The following is a 12,330-nucleotide window of genomic DNA, read 5'->3' as shown; positions in this document are numbered from 1 at the left end:
GGCGGTCCCAGCGTCACAGGGTCTGGCTCTGGTGCTGTTCGTAGAGCAGGCCGTAGCGGTCGATCCGCCACAGCTGGGCGAGCACGGTCAGCGTGGTGCCGAGCACGAGCGGCCAGATCTCCAGGGCGATCAGCCCCCAGGCGATGAAGGCGAAGCCGATCAGGCCAGCCACGATGAGCTGCCGCAGCACCATTCGGTGCGCCGCCGGCGCCTTGCCCTCGACGTGGAGCTGCTCGCCGTAGATGCCGCGCGCGGCCCAACTGGTCGGCTCGACCGGGCTGAACAGGTGCACGTTCAGCCAGAGCCAGACGGCGACGAGGGCCACGCCGGCCAGTGACCACCAGCCGATCCACTCGCGGCTCCAGACGGCCAGTTCGAACGCGGGGATGGCGGCGAAGCGGGTCCAGACGCTCCACGGGTTGGCGTGCTTCTTCCATGCCTGGCCGGTCATGCCGTGGACGCCGGCTACCAGGTTCTTGGGCTTCACTCTGGGTCTCCTTGACGTCGGGGAGGCCGCCATGAGCGCGATCTCCACATCTCGGACCGTATAGAACTTTCAGAGATTTGTAAATTCTCAGAGAATTCGAAGCACTTGATAGGCTTGGCTCATGGACACCAACCAGCGGCTGCGCGAGGCCGCCGAGAAGCTGGCGCTGACCCTGGCGCAGGGCGGTATGCAGAAGACCACCGCTCGGGTGATGACCGCGCTGCTCTACACCCGGCAGGAGTCGATGACCGCCGCCGACCTCTGCGCGCAGCTGTCCATCAGCTCTGGAGCGGTGTCCACCGCGGTCAAGCAATTGATCCCGCTCGGCCTCATCGAACGGGTCCCCGCCCCCGGCAGCCGCCGTGACCACTATCGTTTCCGCGCAGGCGCTTGGGCCAGCTTGATGTCACAGCAGAACGCCATGCTGGCCACCATGGGCGCTGCCGCCCAGGAAGGCATTGACGCGGCGGGCGAGGACAGCATCGCCGGCCGGCGCCTGCACGAGATGAAGGACTTCTACGCCTACATGACCGAGCAGTTGATCCCGCTCATCGACAACTGGCGCGAGCACTATGCCGCCAAGCACGCCGGCACTCCCTGGTAGCGGCTGCGGCTGCGCGCCGTCGGAAAGCATGCGGAGCGGGAGCCTGCCGGTGGTGGCTCCCGCGCCGCGGCTGCAGGCCGCCGGCGGACCCCCGGGGACCCGCTCTCGCATCATCCAGCCTGGGCGGGCCCTCGGCCGCCTACCGGAGGCGTGCTCGGGCCTGCGGGGACGTGGCTGCGCAGGAGATGAACACCCACGGCGACGGTCCAGCCAAAGCCGATCAGCAGCGAGAGGTGTTCAAGCAGGCCCGCGGGGGCCGGACGCCACAGGCCCAGGACGTCGAGGCGGTAGGCGATACCGGCGGCGAAGGCGAAGGCGATGATCAGGGTGCCGGACAGGCGCGAGCAGACGGCCCAGGCGCGGCCCTGCTGCCCCAAGCGCCGGGCCAGCACGAACGCCGCCGCGCTCAGCCCGGCGAACAAGGCGAAGCCGGCCGCCTGGTGGATGAGGCCGCTGGTGCTGAGCGCGCCAGCGGTCTGGGCCGGCTGCCCGGGCGGGTAGCCGAGCGCGGGATCGGTGGGTACCAGCCCGGCCACGACCAGGCCCGCCGCAGCCGCCGCGAGCAGGACCGGCCCCTAGGTCGCACCACGCCCACCGCGCAGAGCGCGGCGCACTCCAATGGCGAAGGCGGCCAGCAGCAGCCCTCCGAGCACGAAGTTGATCGTCTGTAGCCAGGCGCGCTCGCCGGTACCGAGTTGGCTGGCGCCGTGGCGCCAGAGACTGTAGCCGGGACGAGTGGCGCCGTCGGCCCACAACAGCACCGGCATCAGGACGCCCGCGGCGATGCCGCTGCCGAGCAGCGCGGAAAGAACGCGGTTCATCGGGAAAGTCCTCCTCCTCTTCCGCGACGGCGAACGTCGCAGGCCGACCAGACTTCCCGGCTCACCACCAGTACGCCCCCGTGCGGGCGTATCCTTGATCAATACAGCGAGTTTAGCGCATACTGAAATAACTGCAAGAGAAGGAGGCGCACCGCGTGACCGACCAGGAACCGTTGCTGGAGTGGGTGGAGCGGGTGGCCATGTACCTGGCACGCGACGGGGTACCCCCTATCGCCGGACGCGTGCTGGGCTGGCTGATGGTCTGCGACCCGCCGGAGCAGTCCGCCGGGCAGATCAGCGCGGCCATCAGCGCCAGCCGCGCCTCGCTGACCTCCAACCTGCGACTGCTGACCAGCATGGGCTTCTTGACGTGGCGCACCCGGCCGGGCGAGCGGACCGTCTACTACCGGATGGCTGACGACGCCTGGATGGTGGTGGCCCGCCAGCAGATCGCCGGCATCACTTCCTTCCTCGACATCACCCGAGACGGCCTCGACCTGGTCGGCCCCAGCGATGAGCGGGCCACACGCATCCGCCAGGCGCACACCACCTTCGAATGGATGGCCAAAGTGTTCGACAACGCGCCGCCCCTGCACCCCGACGGCAACCCCGGCCTCGAGGAGGAGACATCGTGACCAGACGGGCGATCGTGGTCGGCGGCGGCATCGGCGGGCTGGCCACCGCCGTAGCCCTGCATCGGATCGGCTGGCAGGCCGTCGTGCTGGAACGAGCGGCCGAACTGCGCGAAATCGGCGCCGGCATGTCCCAGGCGCCGAACGCCATGCGCGCCCTCGATGAGCTCGGCGTCGGTGAGCAGGCCCGGGCGGCCGGCGTGCCCACCTATTCCGCAGGCAACCTGCGTCTGCCGGACGGCCGCTACCTGCAACGCGCCCGCCCCGGCGACCCGACGCCATTAATCGCCTTCCACCGCGCGGACCTGCACCGAGTGCTGCTGGAGGCAGTACCCGCCGGATGGGTGCGCACCAGTGCGGAGGTCACCGGCATCCGGCACGACCAACAGACGGTGACGGTCGCCTGGAGCGGCGGCGAGGCCACCGCTGACCTGGCGATCGGCGCGGACGGCATCCGCAGCACGGTACGCCGGCTGCTGTGGCCGGACGCGCCACCGCCGCGCTTCCTGGGCCGAACCGCGTGGCTGGGCGTCGCGGACGCCGATGCCGATGCTGAAGGGCTGTCCGGCAGCGTCACCATGGGCCCCGGTGGCTACTTCCTGATCCACCCGCTCAGCCGCGGCCGCGTCTACTGGGCCTACGTCACCACCGCCGATCAGCCGGGCATCCACTACGAGGCGGAGAAGACCGAGGCGGCCCGCCGAGTCGCCACCTGGCATCAGCCGATCCCGGCGCTGATCGCGGCCACCCCGGACGAGGCAGTGATCCATATCGACATCTGCGACTTGGACCCGCTGCCTACCTACGTCCATGGCCGGGCGGCGCTGCTCGGCGACGCCGCGCACGCGATGAGCCCAGATCGCGGCCAGGGCGCCGGGCAATCCCTCGAAGACGCCGTCGTGCTCGCCGCCGCCCTCGCCGGCGAGCCCGCGATCGAGGCGGCGCTGCACCGCTACGACGCCGAGCACCGCCCGCGCACCCAGGCCACCGCCCGGGGCGCCCGCGCCGACGGGGGCCGCACGACCTCCACGACCGCGTACCGGGCGATGGTCACGATGATCCGGCTGATGCCCGCATCGCTATGGCGCAAGGGCATCACAGCCGACGGCAACGCCACCTGGCGATGGCAACCACCACGCCTGCCGTCGCCGACCACGCGCCACTGAGCCGGATTGGACCGGCACGCAGCGGTCGCTTCTCGCCCGGCGCCGTACGGGCCTGGTGGCGAGGAACGTGTGGCAGCGACCGTTGGTGCCTGCGACCCGATGGCGTTGAGAGAACGATGGAGTGATCCTCCCACGATGAGCCCATCAGAGCGGAAGCTCTCATCCAGCAAACGACAGTCACTTTGAGTGTGCGATTGATCTCTTGCTGTTATAGCGTCGAGGTGTTGCCGCGCCGGTCAGCGTGGCCCATTGGAGTGAGGTGACCTGCCGAGAGGACGTCGATGCTGTTGCCTATCGCCCTTATCGTGCTCGGGCTGGTCATCCTCGCCTTCGCGGGGGATCACCTGATGGTGGGGTTGGGCCGGTTGGCCGGTCGGCTCGGACTGCAGCCGGTCATGGTGGGCGTGGTGGTCATGGGGTTGGTCGCCAGCGTCCCAGAGATTGTCGTGGCCGCTACAGCCGGCCTCGGAGGACATGAAGAGCTGGCGACGGCCAGTTTGGTTGGTTGGAACATCCTCAACCTGACCGCGGTCCTCGGCGTCGGCGGGCTCACGGCGCCGCTGATGATCCGGTCCTTGCTGCTGCAGCGTGAAGCGCTGCTGTCGGTGGCTGCGGTCACGATATTCGCGATCACGTTGCTGGAGGGGCTCAGCTGGGGGGCAGCCGTCACGCTGGCCGTGGCGCTAATCAGCGCGGTGGTGCTGCTGGTGCTCTTGGCCCGGGCGGCTCCGCACGACATGGTGGCGGCGCAGAGCGCGGGTTACCTGAAGACGGCCGAGCTGCCGCGCCTGAGAACAGAGGTGCCGCGGACGCTTGTCGGCCTGGCTGGGGTGCTGGTGGGTGCGCAGCTCCTGGTGATCAACACCTCCGAAGTGACCGCACGGGCGGGCGCCTCGCCGGATCTGGTCGGGTTCACGCTGGTGGCGTTCGCTGCTGCGCTTCCCATCTTGATCACCGCGATCCGGGCTCAACGTCACGGTTACGGTGATCTCCTTGTTGGCGCCTTGCTCGGCGGCAACTTGTGCAACAGTCTCGCGGGCGGCGCCATCGTCGCGCTTGTCACCGCTGGCGCGCCCACCGTGGCCTCGACCGTCATCGTGGCGATGGTGGGCATCATCGGGTTCATCTGGGCCCTGCTCGCCCGTGGCATGCCGCTCAGCCGAGGCCCGTCAGCCCTGCTGGTGGTGGCGTATTTTCTGGCGTTGCCGCTGCTCACATGAGCGGCTTACGGGCGGACCGAGTGTCTGACGCCTATCCGGTGGCATCCCGCTTGGTCTGGGCCATGCCCGAGCGACCGTCGGCACCGATGTGCTAACCGGCCCTGCTCGAAGGCGTTCCAGCGCTCGGTCGGTGAACTGGGCGCGTCCTGGCCGGACTGGATCAAGTGCGGCGGGTTCCTGGCTGGACTTACAGAGGCGCATCGGGCGGTGATCGATGTTCATCGATCAGGTCGCGCCATTGCTCGTCCAACTTCCTGACCGCTTTCTTGGCCACCCACCAGTGCCGCAGCAGGCGAAGTCTCGACAGCGTCAGCCATGCCGACCATCCCGCGAGAAGCCCAGACAGCAGAAACCCGAAAGTGATCTCCGTGGGGCCGGGCGGGCGCGGGGCCGGGCGTCCTTCGCGGTCGACCCAGATTCGGGCGCGATCGCTGGAGATGTGGTCCAGCGGTTGGCGCACCCACGCGCTGTGCCGTACCCCGCTCTCACCTTGCCACGTCACGTTGGCGACGATGGATGCTTCCTCGATCACTTCTGCGGCGACGTACCGGTGAGTAGCCCGGTAGTCGTTCAGGACCGTGACTAACGCTCCGGCGGCCAGCGCGCCGGCGGAACACCCGGTTACGAGGGAGATGGCCGCTACGACGTGGCGCCGGGTCCACAGGCGTCGGACGGCAGAGGCGGAAGTGCGTCCATGCATCAGACGGAGTGCTTCTTCCGCAGGGGGTGGTTGCCTGGCCGGTCGGCGTCTCGACGGGGATGAACGCCGCGGAGCGGGATGATCATGGGGAAGGTAAGCACGATGAGCTGCGCTGGAGGGCGGAACCCGCCCACGAGGAAGGCGTGCTTCAATCCGGGCCGCCTGCCGGTCTGCGCAGGCGGCGAGTGACGCCGCCGTACCAGGCCGGGACCTCGCGCTCATCGTCAAAGGTGCGGGCGACCACGATGTCGGTGGAGGAGTGCAGCAGGATCGACAGGACGATGGTGACGGCCACAATTTGGAAAACGCCTTGTGCGGCAGTGATGCCGGAGGCGAGTACGAGCAGGCCGTAAACGACGGAGGCGAAACCCTTGGGCCCGAACCAGGCCACCGCCGCCTGTTCGCGCACCGACAGCCCGGAGCGCAGAAAAGACAGCCAGATGGCGATGGGGCGGGCCAGCACCAGCGCACCGATCGCGAACAGCCAGCCCTGCCAGCCGACCGAGCCGAGAAGCGCGGGGGTGATGAGCGCGCCGAACACCAGCAGCGCGGCCAGCTTGAAAACTTCGGCGATGAGCTCGCCGAAGTGCTCGAACGACTCGCGCTGCCGCTGTCCGAAGGTGGCCACGGTGATGCCGGCAGAGAAGGCTGCCAGGAACAGGTTGCCGTGAGTGGCTTTGCCGACGGCGAGCACGAGCAAGCCGATGGCCAGGGCGTTGAGCGGCTCATACTGGGTGGAGGCGGAGAACCAGCGCGTCTGCTCCAGCTTGATCGCCGCCCAGGGGACGGCGACCCCGATGAGCACGCCCAGACCAAGCTCCAGGGCGAGTTCGCCCAGGTGCAGGTCGTCAGAACCGGAGGCGATGGCCAGAAAGAGAATGACGAACGGCAGCGCCAGGCCGTCGTTGACGCCGGACTCGACGTTGAGCAGCTGCCGCAGCCGGGGTGGCACCTTCTCGTTGCCGACCAGCGCGGCGGCGAAGACGGGGTCGGTGGGTGCCAGGATCGCGCCGATCAGCAGGGATTCAACCCAGCCCAGCCCGATCAGGTAGTGCGCGCCCACGGCGGTGATGGCCAGGGTGAGCGGCAGGCCCCAGCCCAGTGCCCGGCCCGGTAGCCTCCAGGCGCTGCGCAGTTCCGGCCAGCCCACCCGCATACCGTCGGTGAACAGCACGGTGAACAGCGCCAGCTCGGCCAGCGTGGCCACCAGCTCGTCACCCGGTTCGAGCGAGACCACGCCCAGGACGCCATCGCCCAACACGAACCCTGAGACCAGGAAGAGCGCGGCCGTGGACAGGATGGTGCGGTGGGCCAGACTGGACAGCAGCACGGCCAGCAGCAGTACGCCCGCGAACGCGGTCAACAGAGTGCCCATCAGTGGCACCGCGAAGAAGAAGTCACTGTGCGTACGCCTCCGGTCGGGATCCACTAGACGATCTTGCCGACCAGACTTCCCGGCGCACCGCCGCTCACCCTAGCAGCGACGATGTCAACCGGATAGACGGATTCTTGACACCGACCCCAACACGCACATCATCGAGAGCCGACGGAGAGCTGCCGATCCCGCTCTCGGCGATCTTGACAGGCCTTGATACGTTGTCTACAGGTGAGCCGGGAAGTCTGGTCGGCACGTTCTGTCCCCGTTGAGCGAAGGATGTGCCGGTGCGCGCCCGAGAGTTGCTTACCGACTTCCCTACGGTCCGACTGGATTCTCCCGTGATCGACGCGGCCAGGTTGCTGGCCGAGCAGGATCTGCCGGGTCTCATCGTGGTCGACGGCGGAGACTCGCCAGTCACGATCCTGCCCGGCACGCAGGTGCTGCGTCTGGCCGTGCCGGGCTACTGCCAAGACGATCCGGCGCTGGCGCGGGTGGTGGACGAGGCACACGCCGACGCCTTCCTGCGCGAGTTGCACGGCCGCACCGTGCGCGACGCCCTGCCACGGCAGCCGCGCGAACTCCCGGTCACCGACCCTGAGGCGACCGTGTTGGAACTGGCCGCGCTGATGGCCCGCACCCACAGCCCGCTGGTCGCCGTCGTCGACAAGCACCGGCGGCTGATCGGGGCGGTGACGCTGCAGGCACTGCTGGACCGGGTGCTCCCGATATGAGCGTGCTCGCGTGGGTGAGCGTGGCGGTCTTCCTGGTCGCGTACGCACTGATCGCTACCGAAAAGGTCCACCGGGTTGCGGCCGCGCTCGGCGGCGCGGGGATCATGCTGCTGATCCATGCCACCAAGGGCGAGGCGGCGTTCTTCTCCCGGCACGCAGGGATCGACTGGAACGTCATCTTCCTCCTGCTGGGCATGATGATCATCGTCGGTGTCCTGAAGCAGACCGGCGTCTTCGAATACCTCGCCATCTGGGCCGCCAAGCGTGCCAGGGGCCGGCCGTTCCGGCTGATGGTGCTGCTGGTGCTGATCACCGCGGTGGCCTCGGCGCTGCTGGACAACGTGACCACCGTGCTGCTGATCGCGCCGGTGACGTTCCTGGTATGCGAACGGCTCGCCGTCAACCCGGCGCCCTTCCTGATCGCCGAGGCGATGGCCTCCAACATTGGCGGCGCGGCCACCCTGGTCGGCGACCCGCCGAACATCATCATCGCCAGCCGTGGGGGCCTGACTTTCAACGACTTCCTTGCCCACATGGCCCCGATGGTCATCGTTCTGACGGCGGTGTTCGTGGGGTTGTGCTGGCTGATGTTCGGCCGGTCGTTCCGCTACGACCCCGAACGCGCCGAGTCCATCATGGCGCTGGACGAGAGGGAGGCGATCGCCGACCGGCGACTGCTGCGGCAGTCGCTGGCCGTGCTCGCCCTGGTGATGGCCGCGTTCGTGCTGCACCCGGTGCTGCACTACGAGCCCTCGGTGGTCGCGCTGCTGGGCGCGGGCGTGCTGGTGGCCGCGACCAAGGTGACCACCGAAGAGGCCATCGCCGAGGTCGAGTGGCCCACGCTGGTGTTCTTCGCCGGTCTGTTCGTCATGGTCGGCGCCCTGGTCGAGACCGGCGTCATCAAGGAACTGTCACGGGCCGCCGTCGCGGCCACCAGCGGGCAACCGGAGGCCACCGCCCTGGGACTGCTGGGCGTCTCAGCCGCGCTGTCGGCCATCGTGGACAACATCCCCTACGTCGCCACGATGAGCCCCATCGTGGAGCAACTCGTCCAGGCCAACGGTGGGCACGACGTGCTGTGGTGGGCGCTGGCCTTCGGTGCCGACCTCGGCGGCAACGCCACCGCGGTCGGTGCCGCGGCCAACGTCGTCGTGCTCGGCATCGCCGCCCGCAACGGCACGCCGATCAGCTTCTGGCAGTTCACCAAGTACGGCCTGATTGTCACGGCGGTCACCGTCACCCTGGTCGCCCCGTACCTGTGGCTGCGCTACCTCCTCTGACCAGCGTCAGCACCCACAACCGATATACAGGCAGGTGGACAGGGTGGGCCACGGCATTCTCATCCGGGCAACCGTGTTCGTCGCCTTCACCGTCGTCTGGCTGGCCACGGGCGGGTCCGCGACGCTGCTGTGGCCCGCCATCATCTCGGTCGCCGTCGGCCCGGCCCTGCACGCCTGGATCAGGCGCCGCACCCGCAAGGGCAACAGAGGCGACCTCTTATATCCCACCCTCGACGAGTTGCCGTCTGAAGCAAGGCGCCCTCCTCTGGACACACCGGAGGAGTTGCGCGATTATGTTTACGATCCCGTTTCGTTAATAAATTGAAGGCTGATCATGGAGACCGATGTTCTGGTGGTCGGCGCCGGGCCGGTGGGCCTGGCGCTGGCGTGCGCATTGCGGCAGTACGGCGTCACGGTCCGCGTGATCGACAAGGCAGCGGTCCCGGCCACCACGTCCCGGGCGAACTTCGTGCACGCTCGCGGCTCGGAGGTGCTGGACCGGCTGGATGCTCTCGGCGACCTGCCGGAGGAGTCGGTGCGGGCGATGACCATCACCACGTACGCGGGGGATCGCCCGATGATGAAGATCCGGTTCGGCGACCCAGGGCTGGGCACCGCGGCTCCACCGATGGTGATCTCTCAGGCCAGGGTCGAGGCGCGGCTGCGTGAGCGGTTTGCCGAGCTGGGCGGGTGGCCGGAATGGGACAAGAGACTGACCAGCTTGCGGCAGGACACGGCCGGGGTCACCGCGGTGCTGGCCGATGGGAGTACCGTCCGGGCGGGCTGGCTGGTGGGCTGCGACGGGAGCGCCAGCGCGGTTCGAAAACTGGCGGGGATTCGCTTTCCCGGCGTGAAGGTCAGCGAGCGGTTCCTGCTGGTCGACGGACGCCTCGACGTCGGCACCGATACTGGCCTTGACCGGTCGGGCACCAGCGGCTGGGCGCACCCCGACGGCGTGCTGGGCGCCATGCCGATGCCAGGCGATCAGTGGCGGCTGCTCGCCTACGACGCCACCTTCCGCGACGACAAACCCGGCGAGGAACAGATCGCCGAACGCATGCAGCGCATCCTGCCCGAACGCACCGGCCTGACCGGCCTGCGTCTGCACGACGTCACCTGGGCGTCGTTGTTCAGCGTCCACCGGCGGCTGGCCGACACCTACCGCGACGGGCGCATCCTGCTGGCCGGGGATGCCGCCCACGTGCATGCTCCGTTCGGCGGGCAGGGCATGCTGACCGGGCTCGGCGACGCCGAGAACCTCGCCTGGAAGCTGGCCCTCGTCGTGCAGGGGCTGGCCGCAGAGCGGCTGCTCGACACCTACCAGGCCGAACGCCGCCCGCTGGCCACCCAGGTCTTGCGCGGGAGCACCGCCGCCACCAAGGTCAACATCGCCGGCAGCCCGCTCGGCCGCCTCCTGCGCGACCAGGTGCTGATGCGGGTGTTCAACCAGGCATGGATCCAGCGCTGGACCACGTACACGACCTCCCAGCTCTGGGTGAGCTACCGTCGCGGCCCGCTCGGTGGGCGCGGTCGCAAGCCCCGCCCCGGCGACCGCATCGGCGACCTGGCCTGCGAACGCCCCGACGGCAGCCGCACACGATTGCACGCCGAGCTGCGCGGGAAGTGGGCCGTGCTCGGCGATCAGGCCGCCTTCGAGGCAGCCCGGCAGCGGCTCGGCGACCAGGTGGTCAGCCTCCGCGCCGCAGGGCCCGCGAGCGGGCTCGCCATGCTCGTACGCCCGGACGCCCACCTGGCCTGCAAGGGCGGCCCCACTGAGCTCGCCCGCTGGCTGGACGGAGCCCTCGGATGACCGCCACCCGAGGGCGCGGACGCCCGCGCGACCCCGAGACCGACACCGCGATCCTGAACGCCGCGCTGGAGCTGTTCGTCGAGCGCGGCGTCGAGGGCACCAGCATCGAGCAGATCGCCAAGCGCGCCGGGGTGGGCAAGCTGACCGTCTACCGCCGCTGGAGCACCAAAGAGGACCTGCTCGCCCAGGCCATCGAACGGTGGGTCAGCGACGAGGTGACGCCGTCGGCCGCCGACGTCTCCGCCCTACCGCCACAGGTCATCATCGAACACGTCCTTCCCGCAGCGGCTGAGATGGCCGCGAGCCCCGACTTCCGCGCGCTGGTGGCCCGCATCATGGGCTCCGCCGTGAGCCATCCTTCGCTGATGGCCGTCTACTGGAGGCACTACATCCTGCCCCGCCGCGAGCTGGCCGCCGCGATGCTTCGGCGTGCCCAGCAGGACGGCATGGTGGCACCTGACGCCGACCTGGACGTGCTGATCGACATGATGGCCGGGGCCGTGACCTATCGCGTGCTGCAGCCGGATCCGCCGGACGCCGCCGAGATGCTGCGCTACCTCACCGCCGTCTACCGCCAGGCCGGCCTGTATCCGCCCGCCTAGCAGACGCACCCATGACAGCGACCGCCGGGATCACGACAGCCGGCCGGCATCGTGGGGACGCAACCTCGGTCATCATCGGGGTTGAGGAACCTGCGACAGCACTTATCGCTGAGATTGATCTCGGTCGTGTCTGGTGAAGTGCAGAGGGTTTGTGGGCAGGTCAGCGGAGGTCGCGGCGGCGCGGATCTCGGCGTCGGCGACCTCGTCGGCAAGCAGGGTGTAGAGCTGGGTGGCCTCGGTGGAGGCGTGGGCGAGGCGGCGGCGGACGACTTCGATGGAGGCGCCGGCGTTGATGAGTTCGGTGGCATGGGCGTGGCGGAGCTGGGGGACGTCGATCTCGACTCCGGCCGCTTCGCAGTCGCCCTCCCAGCTCCCAGCCGTGGTGCGCGGCGTCGTAGGACAGTGGTCCTCCGTTGCCGTTGATGTGGCGCGGAAGGCGGGGCCGAACCGGTAGCCGACGCGGGCGAGGTAGAGCTTGAGGAGGGCGACGTAACCGCGGTCGTCGAGGCGGACGGTGCGAACGGTGCCGCCCTTGCCGTGGATGCGGACGTGTTCGTCGTCCTGGCGGAGGCCGGAGTCTTCGAGGGCGAGGCCGCAGCCTTCGCCGGCGCGTGCTCCGCAGACATAGATCATCTCGAACAGGACCCGGTCGCGGAGCCGGTCCAGGGGGACATCCTTGCGGGGTCTTCTGCTGCAGATCATCCCCAGGACCTTGGCAACGTCGTCGGCCACCGCGGGCCGGGGCAGGGTCTTCGGTACCTTGATGGCGTCGATCTTGCCCATGGGGTGAGTGTCGAGGCGGTCCTGGCGGACGGCCCACCGGCAGAAGGAGGAGGCCGCGGGGGTCGAGATGGCCTTGAGCGTGGGCGGGGCAATGGCGATGCGGATGGCAGTGGCGT

The 12,330-nt window shown here is 69.1% G+C and carries 13 protein-coding genes and 1 pseudogene; 9 read left to right on the top strand and 5 right to left on the bottom strand.

The annotated features are described in order from the left end of the window. Positions 1-13 precede the first annotated feature (13 nt). Positions 14-487 carry a DUF6653 family protein gene (locus tag ACWEPL_RS13655; protein WP_452436273.1) on the bottom strand — a complete coding sequence of 158 codons (474 nt, stop codon included), beginning with the start codon at positions 485-487 and terminating at the stop codon, positions 14-16. Positions 488-608: 121 nt separating this feature from the next. On the opposite strand from ACWEPL_RS13655, the gene ACWEPL_RS13650 reads away from it, so the two are divergent. Then, a complete protein-coding gene (locus ACWEPL_RS13650; RefSeq protein WP_452436272.1) occupies positions 609-1,091 on the top strand; it encodes a GbsR/MarR family transcriptional regulator in 483 nt (160 codons plus the stop codon). A gap of 110 nt (positions 1,092-1,201) precedes the next feature. Here ACWEPL_RS13650 and ACWEPL_RS13645 read toward each other — a convergent pair. Continuing rightward, positions 1,202-1,912: pseudogene (locus tag ACWEPL_RS13645) on the bottom strand (DUF998 domain-containing protein). A 155-nt stretch (positions 1,913-2,067) separates the two neighbouring features. Here ACWEPL_RS13645 and ACWEPL_RS13640 point away from each other — a divergent pair. The 3 genes from ACWEPL_RS13640 (at position 2,068) to ACWEPL_RS13630 (ending at position 4,930) form a co-directional block, all read left to right on the top strand. Further along, the gene (locus tag ACWEPL_RS13640) at positions 2,068-2,547 is read left to right on the top strand and encodes a GbsR/MarR family transcriptional regulator (protein WP_452436271.1); all 480 of its coding nucleotides are present in this window, start codon (positions 2,068-2,070) and stop codon (positions 2,545-2,547) included. After that, entirely contained in the window at positions 2,544-3,710 is a 1,167-nt protein-coding gene (locus ACWEPL_RS13635) for an FAD-dependent monooxygenase (RefSeq protein WP_452436270.1), read from the top strand. The genes ACWEPL_RS13640 and ACWEPL_RS13635 overlap by 4 nt, the downstream gene beginning before the upstream one ends. A gap of 281 nt (positions 3,711-3,991) precedes the next feature. Continuing rightward, a complete protein-coding gene (locus tag ACWEPL_RS13630) occupies positions 3,992-4,930 on the top strand; it encodes a sodium:calcium antiporter (protein WP_452436269.1) in 939 nt (312 codons plus the stop codon). A 187-nt stretch (positions 4,931-5,117) separates the two neighbouring features. Here ACWEPL_RS13630 and ACWEPL_RS13625 read toward each other — a convergent pair whose 3' ends face one another. Then, positions 5,118-5,630 (bottom strand): hypothetical protein, encoded by a 513-nt coding sequence (locus ACWEPL_RS13625; RefSeq protein WP_452436268.1) that lies wholly within the window; start codon positions 5,628-5,630, stop codon positions 5,118-5,120. A gap of 148 nt (positions 5,631-5,778) precedes the next feature. After that, positions 5,779-7,005: a cation:proton antiporter gene (locus ACWEPL_RS13620; RefSeq protein ID WP_452436267.1), complete on the bottom strand. Its 1,227-nt coding sequence runs from the start codon at positions 7,003-7,005 to the stop codon at positions 5,779-5,781. 281 nt (positions 7,006-7,286) lie between these two features. Here ACWEPL_RS13620 and ACWEPL_RS13615 point away from each other — a divergent pair, with 281 nt between their 5' ends. From ACWEPL_RS13615 to ACWEPL_RS13595, 5 genes are read left to right on the top strand one after another with little or no spacing between them, the layout of a single operon-like run. Continuing rightward, the gene (locus tag ACWEPL_RS13615; protein WP_452436266.1) at positions 7,287-7,739 is read left to right on the top strand and encodes a CBS domain-containing protein; all 453 of its coding nucleotides are present in this window, start codon (positions 7,287-7,289) and stop codon (positions 7,737-7,739) included. Further along, on the top strand, positions 7,736-9,019 hold the full coding sequence (locus ACWEPL_RS13610) for an ArsB/NhaD family transporter (RefSeq protein ID WP_452436265.1): 1,284 nt from the start codon (positions 7,736-7,738) through the stop codon (positions 9,017-9,019). The genes ACWEPL_RS13615 and ACWEPL_RS13610 overlap by 4 nt, the downstream gene beginning before the upstream one ends. 43 nt (positions 9,020-9,062) lie before the next feature. Continuing rightward, positions 9,063-9,344, top strand: a complete 282-nt coding sequence (locus ACWEPL_RS13605; protein WP_452436264.1) for a hypothetical protein — start codon at positions 9,063-9,065, stop codon at positions 9,342-9,344. Positions 9,345-9,353: 9 nt separating this feature from the next. Continuing rightward, positions 9,354-10,829 (top strand): FAD-dependent oxidoreductase, encoded by a 1,476-nt coding sequence (locus tag ACWEPL_RS13600; protein ID WP_452436263.1) that lies wholly within the window; start codon positions 9,354-9,356, stop codon positions 10,827-10,829. Beyond that, positions 10,826-11,431 carry a TetR/AcrR family transcriptional regulator gene (locus tag ACWEPL_RS13595; RefSeq protein WP_452436262.1) on the top strand — a complete coding sequence of 202 codons (606 nt, stop codon included), beginning with the start codon at positions 10,826-10,828 and terminating at the stop codon, positions 11,429-11,431. The genes ACWEPL_RS13600 and ACWEPL_RS13595 overlap by 4 nt, the downstream gene beginning before the upstream one ends. Positions 11,432-11,533: 102 nt before the next feature. Here ACWEPL_RS13595 and ACWEPL_RS13590 read toward each other — a convergent pair whose 3' ends face one another. Further along, on the bottom strand, positions 11,534-12,214 hold the full coding sequence (locus ACWEPL_RS13590; protein WP_452436261.1) for a tyrosine-type recombinase/integrase: 681 nt from the start codon (positions 12,212-12,214) through the stop codon (positions 11,534-11,536). Between the last annotated feature and the right edge of the window lie 116 nt (positions 12,215-12,330).

The sequence above is a fragment of the Nonomuraea sp. NPDC004186 genome, assembly GCF_053603495.1.
This window is presented reverse-complemented; position numbering and strand designations above follow the sequence as displayed.